This is a genomic window from Vibrio sp. S234-5 (genome assembly GCF_000960595.1).
Lineage (GTDB): Bacteria > Pseudomonadota > Gammaproteobacteria > Enterobacterales > Vibrionaceae > Vibrio.
Window position 1 is genome coordinate 1 of the sequence record NZ_JZAM01000033.1, and the last position, 19,063, is coordinate 19,063.

Genomic DNA, 19,063 nt, shown 5'->3' on the forward strand with positions numbered 1-19,063 from the left:
ATATCAAACGCAAAAGCAACAGCAACAGCAAAAGCAAGCGCACCAGCAACAGCAACAGCAACAGCAACAGCAACAGAAAAAACAACAGCAACAGCAACAGCAACAGCAACAGCAACAGCAACAGCAACAGCAACAGCAACAGCAACAGCAACAGCAACAGCAACAGCAACAGCAACAGCAACAGCAACAGCAACAGCAACAGCAACAGCAACAGCAACAGCAACAGCAACAGCAGTCTTCGAGTTCAGAGAGCAGCCGTCAAGAAAAAACGGCAGAAAAATCGTCGTCAGCAGATAAAAAAAATGCGCAAGATGATCGCCGCGAAGACGCAGAGTCAAAGCCTCAAGAAACTGCCAAAGCACAAGAGCAAGAGCAAGAGCAAGAGCAACAAGGCAAACCCAACTCCACAGAAAGTAGCAATAGCGAACAACAGCCAAGCGTTCAGGCAAAGCAAGACGAAGTGGATGCTGATAAACGCAAGTTGGAGGCGATAGAGAGTGCTCGCGACCCTGCTTATTTGCTCAAAGTGCAGATCTTGTTGCAAGCACAAAAGAGACCTAAACCGGATAACAATGGAAAAACTTGGTAGCGAAACCCGATGAAAAAGTTAAGCCTGTTTCTTATCTTGCTGATTGGCTTTGTCAGTCAGCATGCCTTGGCAAACTCCTTGGTTGCCAGCGTCAATAAGACCCGATTGGCACAAAATGAGCTGATCGAGCTGCGCATTCGCGCCGATTTTTCTGTCGATTCCAGCGACATTGATTTGAGTGTACTCGACAACGATTTCTTCAAATCGGGGCCTCAGTTCAGCTCAGCCAAGAACTACATCAACGGTCAGTACTCACAAAAAAGTGAATGGGTACTTTCCATCTCGCCAAAACGTACTGGGAACCTGACTATTCCCGCGTTCAGTGCGGGAGGGCTGCAAAGTCAACCCATCGAGTTGATCGTCTCAAGCGATAGCAATACGCCAAAGGTGAGCGACATCATCCAATACTCGATGCAGCTCGGGCAACAAACGCTCTACCCCGCGCAGACCACACCGCTAAAAGTGGAGATCCGCATTAAAGCGGACCCAAGACGTTTGGAAAACCCGCGCATCGTTCCGCCCTCAGTAAACGGTTTGTCGATGCAGCCTGTCGGGCAAAGCAAGCAATACCAAATAGTCGAACAAGGACTGCAAGTGACCGTGGTCGAGCAAAACTACCTCATCAGCGCACAAACAGCAGGCGAGTATGAAATCCAAGGCCCGCAGTTTCAGGGCTCACTGATTTATGGCGACAGCCTAACCGGCTCGGCCCGCCTGCTATCGCTCAACAGCAGCGGTGAATCGAAACACATTGAAGTGAAAGCCATCCCGGCCAACGCTAGTCGGCCTTGGTTGCCCGCGAGCCAACTTGCACTGACCCAAAGCTGGCAAACCAGCCAAGGGGGAAATTTAGACAGCGTGGAACAAGGGAGTGCGATTTCACGCATTATCAAGCTCAAAACCAAAGGGATCTCGGCCGACCTGCTACCGGAGATTGCGATCAATTATCCCGACTCGGTGCGTGTCTACCCAGAAAAGCCACAGTTTAGTACCGCTGATGATGGCAGTGTAGAAATGACGGTCAAACAGGTGCTGATCCCAAGCCAAACAGGCCGTTTAACGTTACCTGAACTGAGTATCGATTGGTGGAACACGCAAAGCGATCAGCCAAAACGCGCGACGCTCGCTGGGCTAACCCTAGACATCACACCGAGCAGTTCACAAGTGTTGAGCCTGCCAACCTTGCCGGCGGCAAGTCAGGTCAACAACGAAAGCAACCAGAACGCGGCGGCAGAAAGCGGCGCATCCCCCATTTGGGTTTATCTCACGAGCCTGTTTGCCGCGCTGTGGGTTCTCACTCTGCTTGCCTTTGCACTTTACTGGCGCCGCCAAACTCGTCGCACGCAGGCACCTCATCAGCAACAGGCGCTCACGATGGGCGAAAACTCGGTACTGCAAGCGATTGAGCGGGGCGACGCGGCGCAGATTGAGGCGGCCACGCGCATTTGGCTAAACCAACATAAGGTAGACGCCGCGTTACGTGCGGAAATTGAGCAGCAGCTTGAGTTAATGAATCAAGCGCACTTTTCAGCCCAAGCGGGAAGTTGGACGCCCGAACCACTGAAGCTTTTGCTTAGTCGCGTAGGGAAAAGTCACAACAGACAGGAACAGCCGCTCGCCAAGTTGTAAATGGCCTCACCACGTCACGAAAATTTTTTGGCCATCGATTGATGGCCATTATTCGGTGAGCGCTTCAACGATATCGTGATAATGACACACTCGGTTGCGCCCCGTTTCTTTTGCTCGGTAGAGCGCTTGGTCGGCTTGTTGATAAAGGCGATCAAAATGCAGGTCGCGGCCATAGGCTCGTTTGCTTGATACGCCGACAGAAACGGTCAGCAAATGGCCATGCGGATTCACTTCGTGCTTAATTTGCTCTTGTTCAATCCGCGCTCGAATACTTTCTGCTCTTGCTCTGACCGTCTTTTCATCGCTCCCTACCATCAACAAAACAAATTCTTCACCGCCAATGCGGCAGAACACTTCTTCTTCATTTTGCGTGTGATGCTCAAGAATGTGGCCGATGCGTATCAAGGCAATGTCGCCTTCTAAATGGCCGTAATGGTTGTTGAACAAGCCAAAGTGGTCGATATCAAGCAAGATCAAACCAAAAGCGAGTTCCTGCTCATCGTCATTGTGGCAAGCGGTTTCCATAACATGTTCGAGCATGCGGCGGTTACCAAGCCGTGTGAGAGGATCGAGTTTAGAGAGCACTTCCAGTTGCAGATTCGCTTGTTCCAGCTCCAGCGTGCGTTTACGCACCTCTTTTTCCAGATTTTCATTGAGCTCACGAATCGCTTCCTGCGCCTGAGTGCGTTGCAACACCTCAGCCAAACTGGAGGCAAACATACGGATTACCTCTCGCAGTTGCGAGGTCAGCGGCCCACGGGTTAATAGGTTGTCAACCGCAATGAATGCAATCGGGCCATCGCTATTGCTGGTGAGTAGCGTCATCGCTCCCCAGCCAAAACCGACAATATTGCAATCGTGATAAATTGGTACTGACTCTTCAAACGCGACTTCGTTAGGCATAGAGCGAGCGAGATTAATCAACGAATAATCTTGTGTTTCACCAAAGAAATAGGACTCGTCGACCACATTGCCTTGAATGTCCGTACCCCAAGTCCCTTGCATGTAAGAGCAGCTCTCATCGGTGAGAAACACCGCCATGCGATCCACGCCTAGGTGAGTAATGGCAAAACTGACCGCCGAACGGCACACGTCGCTCACTGTGGTGCAACGCGACAACTCCACCATACTGGAGTGCAACATGCGCACGTTTTGCTCTTGCCGTTTACGGATATAGATCTGCGACAGTAGCGCACCGAACGACTGCAACATCTGCTTTTGATAGCTGGTGATGGGTTTGCGGTGAATAAAATTATCCAGCGCTAGCCAGCCGAAGGGCTCGTTTCCGTCACGCAAAATCAGCATCACATTCCAACCCTGCCCGACCACTTTGCCAGCCGTATAGAGCGGCGTTTCATCAATCACTACCAGGTTGGTTTCACGCGAGGAGAGTGCGGTGATGTACTCTTCACCAAGTTGGTGTAGATCGTATTGAGTGTGGAATTCGCTGACGGTATTGCCGTGTTCGTCGGTACCGTAAGTACCGCTAAAACAGCGTTTTTTCATATCGAGCAACATGAATGTTGAGCGGTCAAAACCAAGGCGATCACGCAGCGCCTCGACTGCCATTCGGTAGAGATCGTTGAGCGAACCGGGGTTTGAAATTTCTAATGCCACTTGCTGCACCAACTTCATGTTGTCGATAAACCGCTCACGCTGATTGATTTCGTCAATGTATTGCGCTTCACGGATATCGCGATTTTTCACTTCCAAGCAAGCGTGTTTTTCGGCGCGGATGCACTGCCAGCGCGCCGCAGCCAGTTGCATCACATCGTGGGTCTCTTCATAAATATGGTGCGCTGAGCCTTCGTTTACGCCCTGAATTAACAAATAGGTACGCAGCATCGGATAGTTGTCCAGCATCATGATGTAGCTGGCGCCACCTAAAGGCTGTTGGTGATCCCAGTTGCAGGTGTTGATGGCCAGAGGAATTAAGCTTTCCGAAGTATCAAACTGGCCCGCCCATGACCAAAAGGTGGCAGGAAACTCGCTTAAACTGCACGGTTCACCATGACGGTATTGCAAAGTAAAAGAGGTGTTGATCAGCGGATCGTCGAAAATCACCATCGCTTTCGGACCCACCAACTCAGACAAAAACTCAAAGATGGTTTGCGCCAACAGTCGATGATCCCTCGTTGACGATACCTTACGTGTAAAGTTCCTGATCTTCACCTTGCTACACCACTTAATTATTCTCTCGAATTAAAGTTAGCGAGGAGTCAATGTGCAATCAATCGCATTAACAATCAGCTGTTAAGTGCTTCGCAAATTTGCCCGTTGAATAGTCACAAATACGATAGCGGCAACAGTTTAAGTGCCAACAGACTTGCTATCTTATGAGGCTTTTTATTACCACAAATAGAAAAAAGCCCCTCGTATGAGGGGCAAGATTTACCATCGCTTGTAGTTATAATATTGTATGCCAGCAATTCGGTATTAACCAAAGTCACCATTCACATAGCCGCGAGTACGGTCATCTTTCGGCTCACCGAAAATCACTTGCGTCTCGTTGTGCTCCACCAACTCTCCCATCAGGAAGAAAGCGGTACGGTCGGAGATACGGCGCGCTTGCTGCATCGAGTGGGTTACGATAACAATGGTGTAGTTCTTCTTCAGCTCTTCCATCAACTCTTCGATTTTGTGCGTTGCGATCGGGTCAAGTGCGGAGGTCGGTTCGTCCATCAGAATCACATCCGGCTCCATGGCAATCGTTCGAGCAATACACAAACGCTGTTGCTGACCACCAGAAAGGCCGAACGCGTGTGATTTCAAGCGATCTTTCACTTCATCCCACAGCGCGGCACTGCGTAGAGAGCTTTCTACTACTTCATCGATGTGTTTTTTGTCTTTGATGCCTTGGGCACGCAGGCCATAGGCCACGTTTTCATAGATGCTCATTGGGAACGGGTTTGGCTTTTGGAACACCATGCCGACTTTGATGCGCAGATCGGCGACATCAACGTTGCCATAAATATCTTCACCATCCATCGCCAATTTACCGGTGATTTTTACCCCTTCAATCAGGTCGTTCATGCGGTTGAGGCAGCGCAGCAGCGTCGATTTTCCGCAGCCTGAAGGGCCGATTAGCGCCGTCACCTGGCGGACAGGAATCGGTAGATTGATCGCTTTTAGCGCTTGGTTGTCGCCGTAGAAAAGGTCTAAGTTTTCGATATCAAATTTGTTCATGTTCTTCATCTCTAAATCGGAAAATTCGTGTCATTTAACCTGCGAAAGCGCGCAGTGATTAATACGTTGCGGTGTTGAAGCGCTTGGCGATCAGTTTGGTCACCATGTTGATCAGAAGGACCAATACAATCAGCACCGTTGCTGTACCGTAAGCCTGATTCCACTCTTCGATGGTAAACAGCTCTGTGGTTAGCTTATAAAGGTGAACCGTTAGCGTACGGCCTGAATCGAATAACGAATCAGGAATACGTGCAACCATGCCTGCTGTGAGGAACACAGGCGCGGATTCACCGATGACACGACCAATACTTAGAATGACCGAGGTTAAGATACCTGGCATTGCGCTTGGAAGAATCAAACGCCAGATAGTGTAAATTTTAGAAGCGCCCAAACCGTAAGAGCCTTCGCGATATGTCTGTGGCACGGCCATCAACGCCTCTTCCGTGGTACGGATAATCACAGGCAAAATCAGAATACTCAGGGTTAACGCGCCGGAGAGAATCGAGAAACCAAGGCCAAGAATGGCAACGAAAAACGTCATACCAAACAGACCGAAGATAATTGATGGAATACCTGCCAGCGATTCAGTACAGAAGCGAATCACCTTGACCAAGCGGCTACCCACTTTGGCGTATTCGGTTAAATAAATCGCGGTCATGATGCCCAGAGGCGCCGCTACTGCGATAGAAGCAATAACCATGTAAATGGTTGAGATGATCATCGGGAAGATGCCGTGCTCATCACCCGTACGAGTGTAATCGTCGGTAATGAAATTCCAATCCACGTGCTGTAAGCCATTCGACAGAATGTACCAGATGATCCAGAAGAGGAAGCCAACGGTCAGAGCCGCTGCCAACCAGATAAAGCCACTTAACACATTGTCTTTAAACTGACGTGCTTGTTTTAATTTTGCGCGATCCATAATTGTCACCTTCACAAACGATTACTTCGCTTTTTCTCGGTTAAGGTAAAGCAGAGATGCGTTGAGCATCATGATGAACACCAGCAGCACGACACCTGTGGCGTAGAGTGCATTGGCGTGCACACCACTGGCATAGGACATCTCAATCGCGATGTTTGCCGTCAGTGTACGAGCGGAGTCTAAAATGCCTTGTGGCATGGCTGGAGCGTTGCCCATCACCATAATGATGGCCATAGTTTCGCCAAGCGCTCGGCCAATTCCTAGAATAACGCCAGTCATGATGCCGCTGCGCGCAGCAGGAACAAGCAGTTTGAAGATAGTAAAAATTTTCGAAGCACCCAGCGCCAAGGAGCCCTCTTTGTAAGCTCTTGGCACCGCACGAATCGAGGTTTCTGATACGGTAATTACCGTCGGCAGAATCATCACACCAAGCACAATAATCCCTGCCAAAATGGTGTTACCCGCTGGGACGTCAAAAACGTTTTGGATCAGAGGTACGATGATAACTAGGCCAAAGAAGCCGTAAACGACCGAGGGGATGCCGGCGAGCAGTTCAACCGCTGGACGAATGATATCGGCGACACGCTTTGGCGCAATTTCTGCGATAAAGATGGCGGTTAACACCCCGACAGGCACACCAACCAAAACAGCGCCAAAGGTGGACACCATTGAAGCGACGATCATGGTCGCGACACCATAAAGTGCAGGTGGCAGCCAATCTTCACCGAGTACGATGCCTGAAACACCAGCCTCTTGGAAAGCGGGAATACTCTCTCGCACAATGAAGTAGGCAATCACAGCCAAAGAGACGATGCCAATCACCGCGCTGGTTAAGAAAAGACCGTGGAAGATACGTTCCCGCCAGTCAACTCTCTTTTGTGTACGTAAACCGGATTTGCTAATAGCTTTGGCTTCACTGTTCATAAGCTTTTCACTACGAGTTGCGATGGTCATTATAAAATCTCACGTTTCGATAAAGTTCGAAGTGGATAGAAAACGCTCAGCCCACAATCAGGGCTGAGCAAATTGAGCGATATTGATTAGTGAACTGAGATGTAGCCTTCTTTCTCTACCAGAGTTTGTGCTTCAGGTGTCAGCATCCAATCTAGGAACTTCTGAGTTTCTGCTGAAGGTTTGCCTTGCTTGTAAAGCACGAGGAAAGGACGCGCTACTTTGTAAGAGCCGTTTTTCACGTTAGCTACCGATGCGTCGGTACCGTTAATCGCGAGTGCGTGAACGGATTCATCCACAGTGCCCAGTGAAATATAACCAATTGCGTATGGGTTTGAAGCAACCATAGTTTTCAGCGCACCGTTACCGTTGGCGACTTGAGCGCGTTGAGAGATAGCCGATACTTCTTTACCAGAGACTTTCTTTTTCAAGCTCATGATGTCTTCGAATGCGCCGCGAGTACCCGAAGCGGTGTCACGAGTAATCGCAACGATTGGTTTGTCTTCGCCGCCAACTTGTTTCCAGTTGGTCACTTCACCTTTGTAAATTGCAGTCACTTGTTCAGCCGTCAGGCCTTTTAGCGTGTTTTTAGGGTTAACCACCACTGCGATACCGTCACGAGCGACCACTTCTTCAACCAAAGTTGGCTCTTTTTCAGAAGATTTTAGGTCACGAGATGACATGCCAAGGTCGGCACTGCCGTTTTTCGCCGCTTTCACACCAGCAGAAGAACCCGGTCCTTGTACTTCGATAAATACATTTGGGGTTTTCTTCATGTACGTTTCAGAGAAAACTTCCATCAGTGGAGTTACACTGCTTGAACCCACTGCAGAGATAGTTTCTTTAGCAGAAGCTGAGGTCACTGTCAGAGCGCCCAATAGAGCGATTGCACCGATTACTGTCTTTTTCATCACAATATCCTTTATGGCTCGATTGCCGTTGTGTTTTACTTGAACGAAGCTCACTTTAGGACGCGAATGTGACATTTGTGTTTCACTTAATTGAACCCTCTATGACACATTGCTGATTGATCAATTAATAATCGCAGCCACTACTTAGAGAAAATAGGCGAGAAAAACATTATTTGCGCCCTGGACTAAAAACCGCGCCATACCTGCTAGAACCGACTCTCAACAAGCAATCTATTCATCAAAAGTTACAGATATGCGCAAGAAATCGGCACTCGTTCGCACCATCTCACCGATTTGAGACACACAGCAAATTAGTAGTGATATTTTTGACAAAATAAGTGGTTGAATAGGCCAAATTTCAATTGATAGATTTATGTATAAATCACAAATAATATTTATTATCATTTAGAAAATAAATACAGAGGGTTGTTTTAATGCGTCAATTACTTAGCGCACTGTCGATCAAGGCACAAATTTTGCTGCCGGTCGCGTTTACCATTGTTCTTTTACTCGCAGGGCTCACCGTAGGCACAAGCACACTTAAGCAGGCGTTTGAACGCGTCACTGTCTCCACAGAGCAGCTCATCGTACACAAAAGTGAGTTGGGCGAAATCGTCGATAACATGTACGCCATGCGCATCAAGGCCATTTATAGCCTGTTTAATCCCGATGATGTCAGTACCTTGAGTCAAGTCCTCGGTGAGAGACAAAGCAATATTCGCCTCTTGCTTAACCAGATAAGCACCATGGATGGCTTAGAAACGGAGACGCAGCAAATGCGTCAGGCGCTGGATCACTACGTAAGCTATTCTCGCAATACCATGCTGCCACTGCTCAATACCAAGCATCACGAGCGTTACCCGCCACCGGGCTTTCAGGAGCAATACGATAACGCCATGAGCGCCTATCGCTTCGCTGGCGAAGAGATGGTGAAAGCGATTGATCGACTGTCCACAAAGCTCAATCAGATGGCATTAGATGAGGTCAGCGAAACGGGGCAACAGCACGATAAAACCCTGATGGTATCCGTGTTCGCCATGATTGGCATTCTGACCGTCGCCGCGCTGATTAGCCTGCTGTTAGCCAGCCTGATCGTTAAGCCGATCCGAGCTTTGCAGCAGACGATGCAACAAGTCGCCAGCGGTAACTTGCTGGTTAACGCCGAGGTAGAAGGCAAAAATGAAGTCGCGCAACTGGCGCAAGATGTCAACAGCACGGTGAAGCAGTTACGCCAAACCGTCGATTCTCTGGTGCGTATCAGTGTCGATGTGGCGTCAGCGTCGACCGAACTTGCTGCCGTAATGACACAGTCGAGTGTCAACTCTGATCAAGAAAAGAGCGAAGTCGAACAGGTGGCTTCCGCCGTCAACCAGATGGAATCGACCGCCGCCGATGTGACCGCCAACGCGGCCAAAGCAGATGGTGCTGCCAATCAAGCCAATCAACTGGCTAAACGTAGCCTAAATATGTTCGAACAAAACAGCCGTGCCAACGACAAGATGGCCGAGCAGCTTAACAACGCCGCCCAAGTGGTCACCTCGCTGAAAACCCAATCGGAACAAATTGGCAAAGTGATTGAAGTGATTCAAGGCATCTCGGAGCAAACCAACCTACTCGCGCTCAACGCCGCCATAGAAGCAGCGCGAGCGGGTGAAAGCGGCCGAGGGTTTGCGGTGGTCGCCGATGAAGTACGTATGCTCGCAGCAAGAACGCAAGACTCGACCAAAGAGATCCAAGCCATCATTGAAGAGCTGCAAAATCAATCGGGGCGGGCCAACGAGAGCATGAACTCCAGTTTGCAAATGCTGACCAGTAACCAAACCTTGGCCAGCGATGTCAGTGCCACACTGCAGGAGATCAGCCATTCGATTGAAGAACTGGCACTGATCAACGCTCAAGTGGCGACCGCGTCTGAAGAACAAAATCAGGTGACGTCAGACATCAACAGCAATCTGAGCAATATCTACGAACTGGTGAGTCAAAATGTTACAGGCATTACCCAAGCGGCGGCGGCGAGCCACGAGCTTTCTAACTTGGCGGAGAACCAAAAGCAACAATTGGCTTACTTCAAGGTTTAAAGCTTAGGATTTTGCTTTGAGCGCCTCGATAAACCATTTCATGTGACGAAAAAGAACAAGCTCCGCCAGTGCGGAGCTTGTTGCTATTGATTTTCAGTAAATCGCTGAGTTTTAGTAGACAGCGATTCGCATCTGCACCTTGATTATTGTTCGTCGGTCACCAATAACATTGAGAAGGTGCTGCTCTGCGCAGAATGAGGGTAGTTGTACACCTCACCATTAACGGAATCAAAGGTCATGATCCCCTGCCCATCACCACTTGGTGTGTTGCTCCAGATATAACCGCTTAAATCCCCTGTTTCCACCGTGTAGCCGCTAGCAAACGCCGTCCCATTCATCGCCGGGCCGAAGCAAGCGTGCTCGGTCAAAGCGACCAACTCTTTAATGTTTGGCAAACGCCACTGCTTTTTCTCCGCAAAATTGTGCAGTGCATGGTTACCCGACTCATCGCGGATCTGCTGGGCGGTCAAAAGTGCACTTTGCCACGTCACCTGGTCAGCCGTACCCGTACACGCTTGCTGCGCCGTATTCCAACTCATACCAACCGGGCAGCGCATCCACGTCAAACCTGTTTTCAAATCGGTTACTGTACCTTGCGCGGAGTAATCATAACGCGAGTTTGGGGCACTTTTGGCGATATCAATTGAACACTCTTGCGCGGCTATCGCCGTTTGAGACGCCGCAGCGAGCGCCAGTGCGGTGATTAATTTTTTCATCTTACTGCTCCTTTGCTGCAACCAGACGGATTGGGAATTGGAAGGAAGTACCGCTATCTGGGCTCACCTTATCGGAGTAAATTTCCACAAAGCTCACGTATCCACGATCCGCACCTTTGGTCGCGACCACCGGAAACTGAACCACGCCCAAAGTTTGATATGGCGAATAGCTGTTGAAGCTAATGTTGTTCAGCCAAATCGCGCCAGTATTAAGATCTGGGCTGCCTTGTGTCTGCTGGGGGAAATAGCGGACATCGAGACCATAGACTTGATCGTTTTCATCTTTGGCCGTTTCCCCAAAGTCGATGATGTCGTAAAACTCAAGGTAGGTCGGCAAACGCCACTGAGTGATGCCACACAGACTTTGTTGGTTCATGTGTGCAACGTATTGTTGGGTAGAGCAGAGATTGTCTTTGGCCTCGACACAACCAACCACTTGCAGATCGTCGCTGTAAGGTTTGAAAGTCTGTGACTCAAACACAAAGGTGCGATCCTTAAACTGCACTGAGCTGGCATCGCCACTTTTGTTTTCCCACACCAGCCCGCTACGCTCATCCAGCGTACAAGCCCAATTGGTCGCGTCATCGGCTAAGGTTTGACCTTTGGCATCCAACTTAACAAATTTGAAACCGTTGCCCGTCAGCGTTTGTTGGTCGCTGTTATCAAGGCCATATTCTGCATCCTGCCCAGGGTAAGACTCTTGCGCTTCCGCCACCTCTTGATCGCCATCGGTGAAATAGAGTGTCGCGCCTGTATCATTGTGGCCGATACGACGCTGTACTTCGGAGACGATGTTCGCAACGAGTGCAGCGCGCTCCGGTGAAGTAAGGAGCGCAGCCGTGAGGGATTTGCCGTCAAAACTCAGATCCTGCGCTAACAACGAAACGCCGCTTCTCATTTGATCTGTCGTCATCTCAGCCAGCAAGGCCAGCGTGTTTTGTTCCAGCGTCACCAACGCGTTTTCACTGGCATTTGCCAGCACACTGCCACTTAGCGATACGCCCGCCGCGGTCAACTGCGATTGCACGATCTGCTCCGCTTGCTCTAAGGTGTAACCATCATTGACCAACCCCGCCAGCAAGGTGGTCACGCCATTGATGCGATTCCCCTGGGCGAGTCGTTGCCCCGGAGCCGCCAGCGGTACGACCTGCCCTGCTCCGTTATCCACTTGCGCCAGGATCGTGCTGATCAAGATGTTTTTGTTGGTCGAGGTAAGAGAGAATTTGCCGCTATTGTCGCTTTTCGCTTTCAGCTCAGTGCTATCGCAGACAAAATTTTGGTTGTCATCGATACACACCGACGTATCGAGCAGTGAACCGGGCATCGCGATATTTCCTGACACTTGGTAGGTTGGCACTTCGCTACCGCTACCGCTACCGCCGCCTCCACCACCGCAGCCAGCAAGAGCTAAAGAGATAGCAATGACAGAATATTGAAACTTCATAGATTGATCTTCTTCTAGTAAATTGCGTTTGTTGTTATCGAGAGCGCAAGGCTCTCACCATGGCAAGCAGTAGCAGCCCGAGCAAAGCAAAAGGAGAACCGCTGCCACCGGAACGGCTGCTCTGGCTCTCACCATCCGTATTGTTGCGGCTGCCCGCACTGCACTGATATTGAGCAAAATGACTTACGCCCCACGATTTCAGAACCCCAACGTTCCCCGAGATGCGATCAGATATTTCAAGACGCCAAGTGCCCCAGCTTGGCTCGCCAAGTAGCGCTTGCAGCTCCTCGTCATACTGAGCCGTGAAGTAACCTTGAAAACCGTGTTGAGAGCCAGATTGGTGACTGAGCAGTGGCACCGATTTGCCTTGCGGAGAGATCAACGTCACCTGCAGGTCTTGCAGTGCGCTGTGCTCGATGTGCAAATAAACGGCGAAGCTGCTGTCAATTTTGCGCGTTTTGTCGGTTAGGGTTTGCACAAAGATCTTGTTGCCGGGGCTAGTCCTGCCTTGGCTATCGACTTTGGCATCCAGCAAAGGCGCATTCAGGTTTCTGGCTGGGGTTTGCAGCAGCGGCGTGCCGTTCACTAGCGATACGATGTCGCGCCACGACTGCGCTTTTAGTCTGTCGGCGAACTGATAATCCAACGCCACTGTCGAGTCAAACTGCGCGCCACAAACAAGCCCATCGGGCAGTGCGACCTGCAAGGTTTGCGCATCCGATAAGGTGGTCGCGATCTCTCGCACCTTCGCTCCGTTGAGCTGCCATTGACCTTGAATGCTCGCTTGGCGCTCATTGGCCGTCAGGCTGAGTTCAACTGGCTCGTTTTGTCCAATGTAACGGGAGTTGTAGCGCACGTTGAATGGCGCTTTGAGCAGGTTATGACGATTGAAGCTTTCAATAAGAAACTGCGCATATTCCTTGTTTGGAAACAGCGTTTTGGCAGCAAAAACCGTCGACTCCGCTAAATCGTGCATTTTTACCCCACGGCCAACCCCGTACATGCCCTCAAGCACAATGGTGTCAAACTCTCGAAACACGCTGTCACTGCCATCACCATAACGGGCGACCGCCGCTTTGAGCGCTTGAAACAGCGGCGTTGACCAAAGCTCGTCACCTAATTCACCTCCCACACTCACGTGCGCGGGGTATTCGGCCTCTTCGAAGTAGCGCGCGCGCTGATTCCACAAGCTGCGGGTCGAGCGGCGCACGCCAAACACACCATCCCAATTAAATACGGTATCAATCTCAAACTCTTGACCGCGACGAGAAGCGTCCAAATATTGCTGACGATAGCTGGCGCTGCCTGCCCAATAGTCTCCCAGCCCTTCGCCAATCGCTCCTGTGTGTCCATAAGCCCAGTCCGGTACTATCTGATAATGAATGCCGTGACCGAGCTCATGACGGATCACGTCGGCATCGATGGCGTCAGGCGACGCGCCACCGATACCGAACATCACCGCACGCGGGCCGTAGTAGTAACTGGAATTGTCCTTGGCTAAACCGCGCGCATCAAAACGCAGTGGCTCTCTAAACAAGGTGTAGTTCAGGCTGGCTAAATAGCGCAGCGAGCTATCGAGATGATAAAACGCCATGAGCTGCGGAAAAGCGTCGTCACCCAAACGCACACTTTGCAACGCATCAATAGAAGGAAATGCTTCAACGCCCTCAGGCGCTAAGAAATCACCACTGTCACGCACAGGCTCGCCACCCTGCTCAGTGACCGCGAGCAGCGCCTGCGCGTCCACTTGCTTAACACGCGGATTGGCAAGGTAGAGCTGGCCATCGGCTTGCAAAACTTGAATGGATTTCTCAACATACTCGACCGCTTGCGGGTATTCATCCAATGAGGACCAGACCGTCTCTGGCGCCGCTTGTTGCTGCATGGTGCGCAGATCTGGGTCAAACAGCGAGACTGTAACATCCAGTAAACTACCTGAGCTCAGTGCTGGCGGCTCCTTTGCTTCCAGCGTGCGCGGTGACTCGATTTCTGCCGCCACCAGCGCTTGGCCGTTACGCAGCTGCGTGTCTTGCACACTTTTAAACACACGCACCACTTGCTGCTCTGGGTTAGTCGTCACGACCAAGGCGCGCTGCGGCTGATAAACACCATTGACCCAAACATCAAAATTGTAATGGCGGCCCAGCTTCGACGCCGTTTGGTAGCGCAAGATAAACTCGCCGTCCTGCGCATAATGGGCATCAAGGTAGCTTTTGGCTTGCGCGGCATCGGCGACCGTCGTGCCTTCGGCAGGGTAATCCCACTGTCCGGCCTGAATCGCTGGCGCTGCCGCAACCAAAAGTGACAGCGCTAAAGGGGTTAACTTCATGGTGAAATCCTAGAACTGATATTTGGCATTGAGAGTGAAATAGCGTCCCGGCTCACTCGAGTAGTGCTTGTCTTGGTCAAGAATGCCGGCAACGTCTTGATAACGGATGTACTTTTTGTCAAACAGGTTGGCGATCGTCGCACTGAGACGAAGATCTTTAGACAGCTGGTAGGTCGCCCCGATATCCACACGATTCCACGCGCTGGTGATGGCACACTGAGCCGCTAAACCGAGATCGGTTTGGCAGGTCGGTACGCGATCCATCGCCGTTGCCCAGCTCCATAAGCCGTAGGCACTAAAATCTTGCACGTGATAGCCGAGCGACACACTGCCTTCCAGTGGCGTGATACTGCGAATGTAATCGCCGTCTGCCTCTTTCCCATCGACGTAACCCAGCTTGGCGCCGACGTCCCACTTTTGGCTCAAGGCGTAACCCGCAGAGACTTCTGCGCCATACGTTTCTACGCCCTCAAGGTTTTGATATTGCTTGATATAATTGCCGCTGTTGGTATCAAAGCTGATGGTGACGATATCGATGAAATTGTCGAACTTGTTGTAAAACGCAGCCAGCGACAAACGCACGCGGCCGTTATCAAATTTGCTGCCAATCTCAAAAGATTCCGAGGTTTCCGCTTTAAGATCCAGATTCGGCGCAATCACGAAAGGGGTCAGAGGAACGAACTCGTGTGACACATAGCCATAGGCTTTGTCATATTCCGCGGCTCGGTAACCGTGGTTGTAAGAGAGATAAACCCGGTTGTTGGCAAATAGCTCGCGCGACAACGACAAACTCGGCGACAGCTCTGAACTGTCGATATCTTTCAGCGGGAAACCGCCGACTTCGCCATCGGCATCTGGCGTCAAGCGATGAGCGTCAAAGCGCAAGCCGCCGGTAAGGGTCCATTGTTGCAACTCGATCATGTCTCGCACATACAGCCCAAGGTTGTAAGCGCGAGCCGGGGCAAACGGCTGCTTGGCTGAGATTTTGACGCCGTTCCAATCCAGCACCTTATCGCGATCGGTGCGTTGGTAGTAGTCACTTGCCAGTTCGATGCCAAATGCCAGCTGATGATCTGCGCCTGCGGCGAAAAGCGACTGCGTGAAATCAGCGCGCATGCCGATTGTTTCATCGGTGAAGGTTTTGTGTTCCTGTTCGCGGCGCTTGACCAGCAAATTATTGTGATCCACTTGATGCATCAAACGGTTGGTTTGCTCGTCTGACTCAGTATGACGCCAATAGAGTTTCGTATCTAACTGACGGAACCAAGTGGGATCCAGCGGGGTAAGTTCAGCGCCAAGGTAAGCGCTGTATTCTTCGCTGCTTTGATCTTGCGCGAAGTCTTCTATTTTCCACTCTCCATCTTTTTGAATCGAGGCGGAGCCTTCCAAACGAGTTTGGTTTTGTGTGTACAGCTCGGCGCGCGCTTTTAACATCAGCTCATCGCTGTAAAAATGGTTGAGGCTGTACGCCACGCTATAACCATCAAGCTCACGGTTATAGGAATCTTGATCAAAATTGCGCGTCTCTTGCCCTTGCCAGTAAGCCACGCTGATCAGGCTGTCAGTATCGCCAGAACGAAAGGCGAGATTGCTCGCACCTTTGTACTTTTGGCTGATGTCGGTGTACGTGCCAGAAACATCGGCGTAGAAATCCTTGCCTTGCAAAAAATCACTCGGCTGCTTGGATTTTAAGATCACCGCGCCGCCAATCGCCCCCGAACCATGCACCGATGAGCTCGCTCCCTTGATAAGCTCAATGGTACTTACATTGGCAAGATCAAAGGTATCGCGCCCCACTTGATCATTGATGTCATTGGCGCCAAAGCCGTCAGCAGAGCGAATGCCATCGCGAATGATGCTGATACGATTGCCCGTCATACCACGAATGGTGATGTTTTGTGGTCGGCCCGCACCGCCCGTCACGCTCACGCCGGGCTCGCCTTGCAGCGCATCGTACAGCTCGGTCACGCCTCTCTCTTCCAGCGCATCCCCCGTCACTACCGCGACACTGCCCGCCACCTTCGAGATCGGCTGCTCAATCCTATTCGCCGTAACGACCACTTCTTCCATCACCGCTAGGTTTTCTTGCGCGTGGACGACATTTGCAGCCAGTACCGACAGTACCGCCGCACAAACAGGATTCAACTTCATTTTTGCTCCGCTTGGCTCGATGTTTTAAACAGTGAAATCAGAAACGCGTATTCCAACGCTTGTTGCTCCAGCGCTTTTCGGCGATCGCTGGCATGGCCCGATTCGAAATCGGTTTGCAGTAAATAAGGACCTTGACCGGTGCTCAATGCGGCCAACTTACTGAGATATTTGGCTCCTTCCCAATAAGGCACACGCTGATCATTTAGGCCGATCTGCACCAATAAGGGTGGATAAGGAACGGCTTTGATATTTCCATACGGGTCATAGGCTTGCATCGCTTTTAACGCGCTTTCCACCTGCGGATTGCCCCACTCGCCATATTGCTGCTCAGTCAACGGTAGGCTGGTGTCGGTCATGCTGTTCACCACATCGACAAACGGCACTTTAAGCACCGCTCCGGCAAAAGCTTGCGGCGCTTGATTGAGCGCTCCAGCCACTAAAGTGCCGCCCGCGCTAGAGCCCATGGCGTAAACCAAACGCTCACCCTGTTGGTAGTGTTGCAGGCTTTTGGCGGCGGCGACGAAATCATCCATCGAGTGGCGTTTCTGCTCACCTCGCCCCGCTTGATGCCAAGCGTCGCCGTAGTACCCGCCGCCGCGCACATGGGCAATGGCGTAAATCGCCCCTTGATCCAGCAAGCTGATGATTTGCAGCATAAAGTAAGGTTTCATGGTAAAACCGTAAGCCCCGTAGCCGTACAAAATCACTGGCGAGTGTGCGGTAAGTTTATCTTTGCGATAGGCAAGCGTGATCGGCACCTCAACCCCATTTTGATCAAGGATCACCTGCTCAGAAACGTAGCGCTCAGCATGGTAGTTTTGATAGACATCTCGTGACAACGTCACCAGATCAAGCGTCTTCACATTCAACTCTTGCCACATTGGCGGAGTAGTCATGGACATGCTGCGCAGACGAAGTTGATTGCTGGAGAAATCGCCATTGCGCGATACCCACGCCACTTGTCCTTGCTGATTAAGCGGCAAACGCTTTTTCAACTCGCCAGCATAGTTAAACACCAAGACTTGTGAATCGGCCTTTTGCTGAGTCACGGCCACTAGCGCGTCGGCAAACAGATAGAACTGCTGCAACCCATCCAGCGCCTGAGTAAAACGCGTCCACTCACTTGGCTGTTTCAGCGGCGCGGTATACAAGCGCGGTTGGCCGTGCAAATTACTCTTGATGAACAGCGTGTCTTTGGCGACATCGGCGTAATACTCAAGGCCAGCTTGCGCTGGGCGAATTGGCCGCACTTCACCGCTTTGTAGATCGAGCAGTTTTTGTTCACTGCTATTTTCATTATTGCTTTGCAGCAAGGCATAACGCGGATCGCTGGCTTGATAAAAAGAGAGTAACCAGTCCGCTCTCTCCTCTTGCCAAATCAGTTGTTCGCTCAAATCGGCGACGGTTAGGCGGCGGATTTCACTTGGCCTTTGCGTGGTGGGATCTCTACGAATCAAGTAAACATATTGCCCATCGGCCGAGTAAAGCATTGACTGATCGAGCCCGGTGGCTAAGATTTTCTCTCCCCCTTGTTTGAGGTCGACTTCCACCAGTTGATAGCGCTCTGAGCCGTCGATATCTTCGCTAAACAGCAACTTACTTTGATCGCGGCTGACCGCCCAAGCACCGATTTGATAGTATTCGGCTTGCGCTTGTCTTGGCGCAAACGAGTAGACCAGCTGAGCTTGCGCTTTTGCGTTTGCTCGGCGCAACAAACTGAGTTCGCCCTGCTGCGAAGAGAGCTTCCATTCCATTGCGAAACGGCTTTGCCAAGGTTCATCAGCCTTACTGACCGTCATCGCTTGCCATTGGCTCAGTAACGAATGCTGCAAATCACGTAAAGGTGACAGTACCTCGTCAGTCAAGCGATTGTGTTGCTGCAAATACTCCAGCACTTGCGATGATTGGCGACTCTCATCGCGCAGCCATTGGTAAGAATCTTGGGCAAAAGTAATTCCTGCCGGAGCCACAGCCAGCATGAGTAAAACATGAGCAAATTTCATGAGAAAAGGCACTTAGATTTATAGAATTAATAAACGTGCCTATTCTGCCTATAAATAGAAATGATATCAATTATCATTGGCGTTATTTTTGAGATTAATGTCACATGACAGTAGTAGGAATACATCTCGTTTACATACGATCGACGGTAAAAGC

12 protein-coding genes and 1 pseudogene are annotated in these 19,063 nt (G+C 50.8%); 3 read left to right on the forward strand and 10 right to left on the reverse strand.

The annotated features are described in order from the left end of the window. Positions 1 to 589, forward strand: a pseudogene (locus tag UF06_RS26685) (hypothetical protein); the annotation flags it as partial. A 9-nt stretch (positions 590 to 598) separates the two neighbouring features. Next, entirely contained in the window at positions 599 to 2,218 is a 1,620-nt protein-coding gene (locus UF06_RS00145; protein ID WP_045568627.1) for a BatD family protein, read from the forward strand. Positions 2,219 to 2,266: 48 nt separating this feature from the next. Here UF06_RS00145 and UF06_RS00150 read toward each other — a convergent pair whose 3' ends face one another. From UF06_RS00150 to UF06_RS00170, 5 genes are all read right to left on the reverse strand, one after another. Then, complete coding sequence (locus tag UF06_RS00150) at positions 2,267 to 4,336, reverse strand: GGDEF domain-containing protein (RefSeq protein WP_045568628.1); 2,070 nt, start codon at positions 4,334 to 4,336, stop codon at positions 2,267 to 2,269. Positions 4,337 to 4,654: 318 nt separating this feature from the next. After that, complete coding sequence (pstB, locus tag UF06_RS00155) at positions 4,655 to 5,404, reverse strand: phosphate ABC transporter ATP-binding protein PstB (RefSeq protein ID WP_045568629.1); 750 nt, start codon at positions 5,402 to 5,404, stop codon at positions 4,655 to 4,657. Between the two features lie 58 nt (positions 5,405 to 5,462). Next, positions 5,463 to 6,326 (reverse strand): phosphate ABC transporter permease PstA, encoded by an 864-nt coding sequence (gene pstA / locus UF06_RS00160; RefSeq protein WP_039428021.1) that lies wholly within the window; start codon positions 6,324 to 6,326, stop codon positions 5,463 to 5,465. A gap of 21 nt (positions 6,327 to 6,347) precedes the next feature. Next, positions 6,348 to 7,280: a phosphate ABC transporter permease subunit PstC gene (gene pstC, locus UF06_RS00165; RefSeq protein WP_039428023.1), complete on the reverse strand. Its 933-nt coding sequence runs from the start codon at positions 7,278 to 7,280 to the stop codon at positions 6,348 to 6,350. 86 nt (positions 7,281 to 7,366) lie between these two features. Next, positions 7,367 to 8,188, reverse strand: a complete 822-nt coding sequence (locus tag UF06_RS00170; protein WP_045568630.1) for a phosphate ABC transporter substrate-binding protein — start codon at positions 8,186 to 8,188, stop codon at positions 7,367 to 7,369. A 434-nt stretch (positions 8,189 to 8,622) separates the two neighbouring features. Between UF06_RS00170 and UF06_RS00175 the strand changes: the two genes are divergently transcribed. Next, positions 8,623 to 10,266, forward strand: coding sequence for a methyl-accepting chemotaxis protein (locus UF06_RS00175; RefSeq protein WP_045568631.1), 1,644 nt, complete (start codon positions 8,623 to 8,625; stop codon positions 10,264 to 10,266). 143 nt (positions 10,267 to 10,409) lie between these two features. Here UF06_RS00175 and UF06_RS00180 read toward each other — a convergent pair whose 3' ends face one another. Genes UF06_RS00180 through UF06_RS00200 form a run of 5 tightly spaced genes read right to left on the reverse strand, consistent with a single transcriptional unit; the run spans position 10,410 to position 18,909 of the window. Continuing rightward, a complete protein-coding gene (locus UF06_RS00180) occupies positions 10,410 to 10,982 on the reverse strand; it encodes a DUF1566 domain-containing protein (protein WP_045568632.1) in 573 nt (190 codons plus the stop codon). A gap of 1 nt (position 10,983) precedes the next feature. Further along, positions 10,984 to 12,426, reverse strand: a complete 1,443-nt coding sequence (locus UF06_RS00185; RefSeq protein ID WP_045568633.1) for a DUF1566 domain-containing protein — start codon at positions 12,424 to 12,426, stop codon at positions 10,984 to 10,986. Between the two features lie 34 nt (positions 12,427 to 12,460). Next, complete coding sequence (locus UF06_RS00190; protein ID WP_045568634.1) at positions 12,461 to 14,755, reverse strand: proprotein convertase P-domain-containing protein; 2,295 nt, start codon at positions 14,753 to 14,755, stop codon at positions 12,461 to 12,463. A gap of 9 nt (positions 14,756 to 14,764) precedes the next feature. Beyond that, complete coding sequence (locus UF06_RS00195) at positions 14,765 to 16,906, reverse strand: TonB-dependent hemoglobin/transferrin/lactoferrin family receptor (RefSeq protein WP_045568635.1); 2,142 nt, start codon at positions 16,904 to 16,906, stop codon at positions 14,765 to 14,767. After that, positions 16,903 to 18,909 carry a prolyl oligopeptidase family serine peptidase gene (locus tag UF06_RS00200; protein ID WP_045568636.1) on the reverse strand — a complete coding sequence of 669 codons (2,007 nt, stop codon included), beginning with the start codon at positions 18,907 to 18,909 and terminating at the stop codon, positions 16,903 to 16,905. Before UF06_RS00200 ends, UF06_RS00195 begins: the two co-directional genes overlap by 4 nt. Between the last annotated feature and the right edge of the window lie 154 nt (positions 18,910 to 19,063).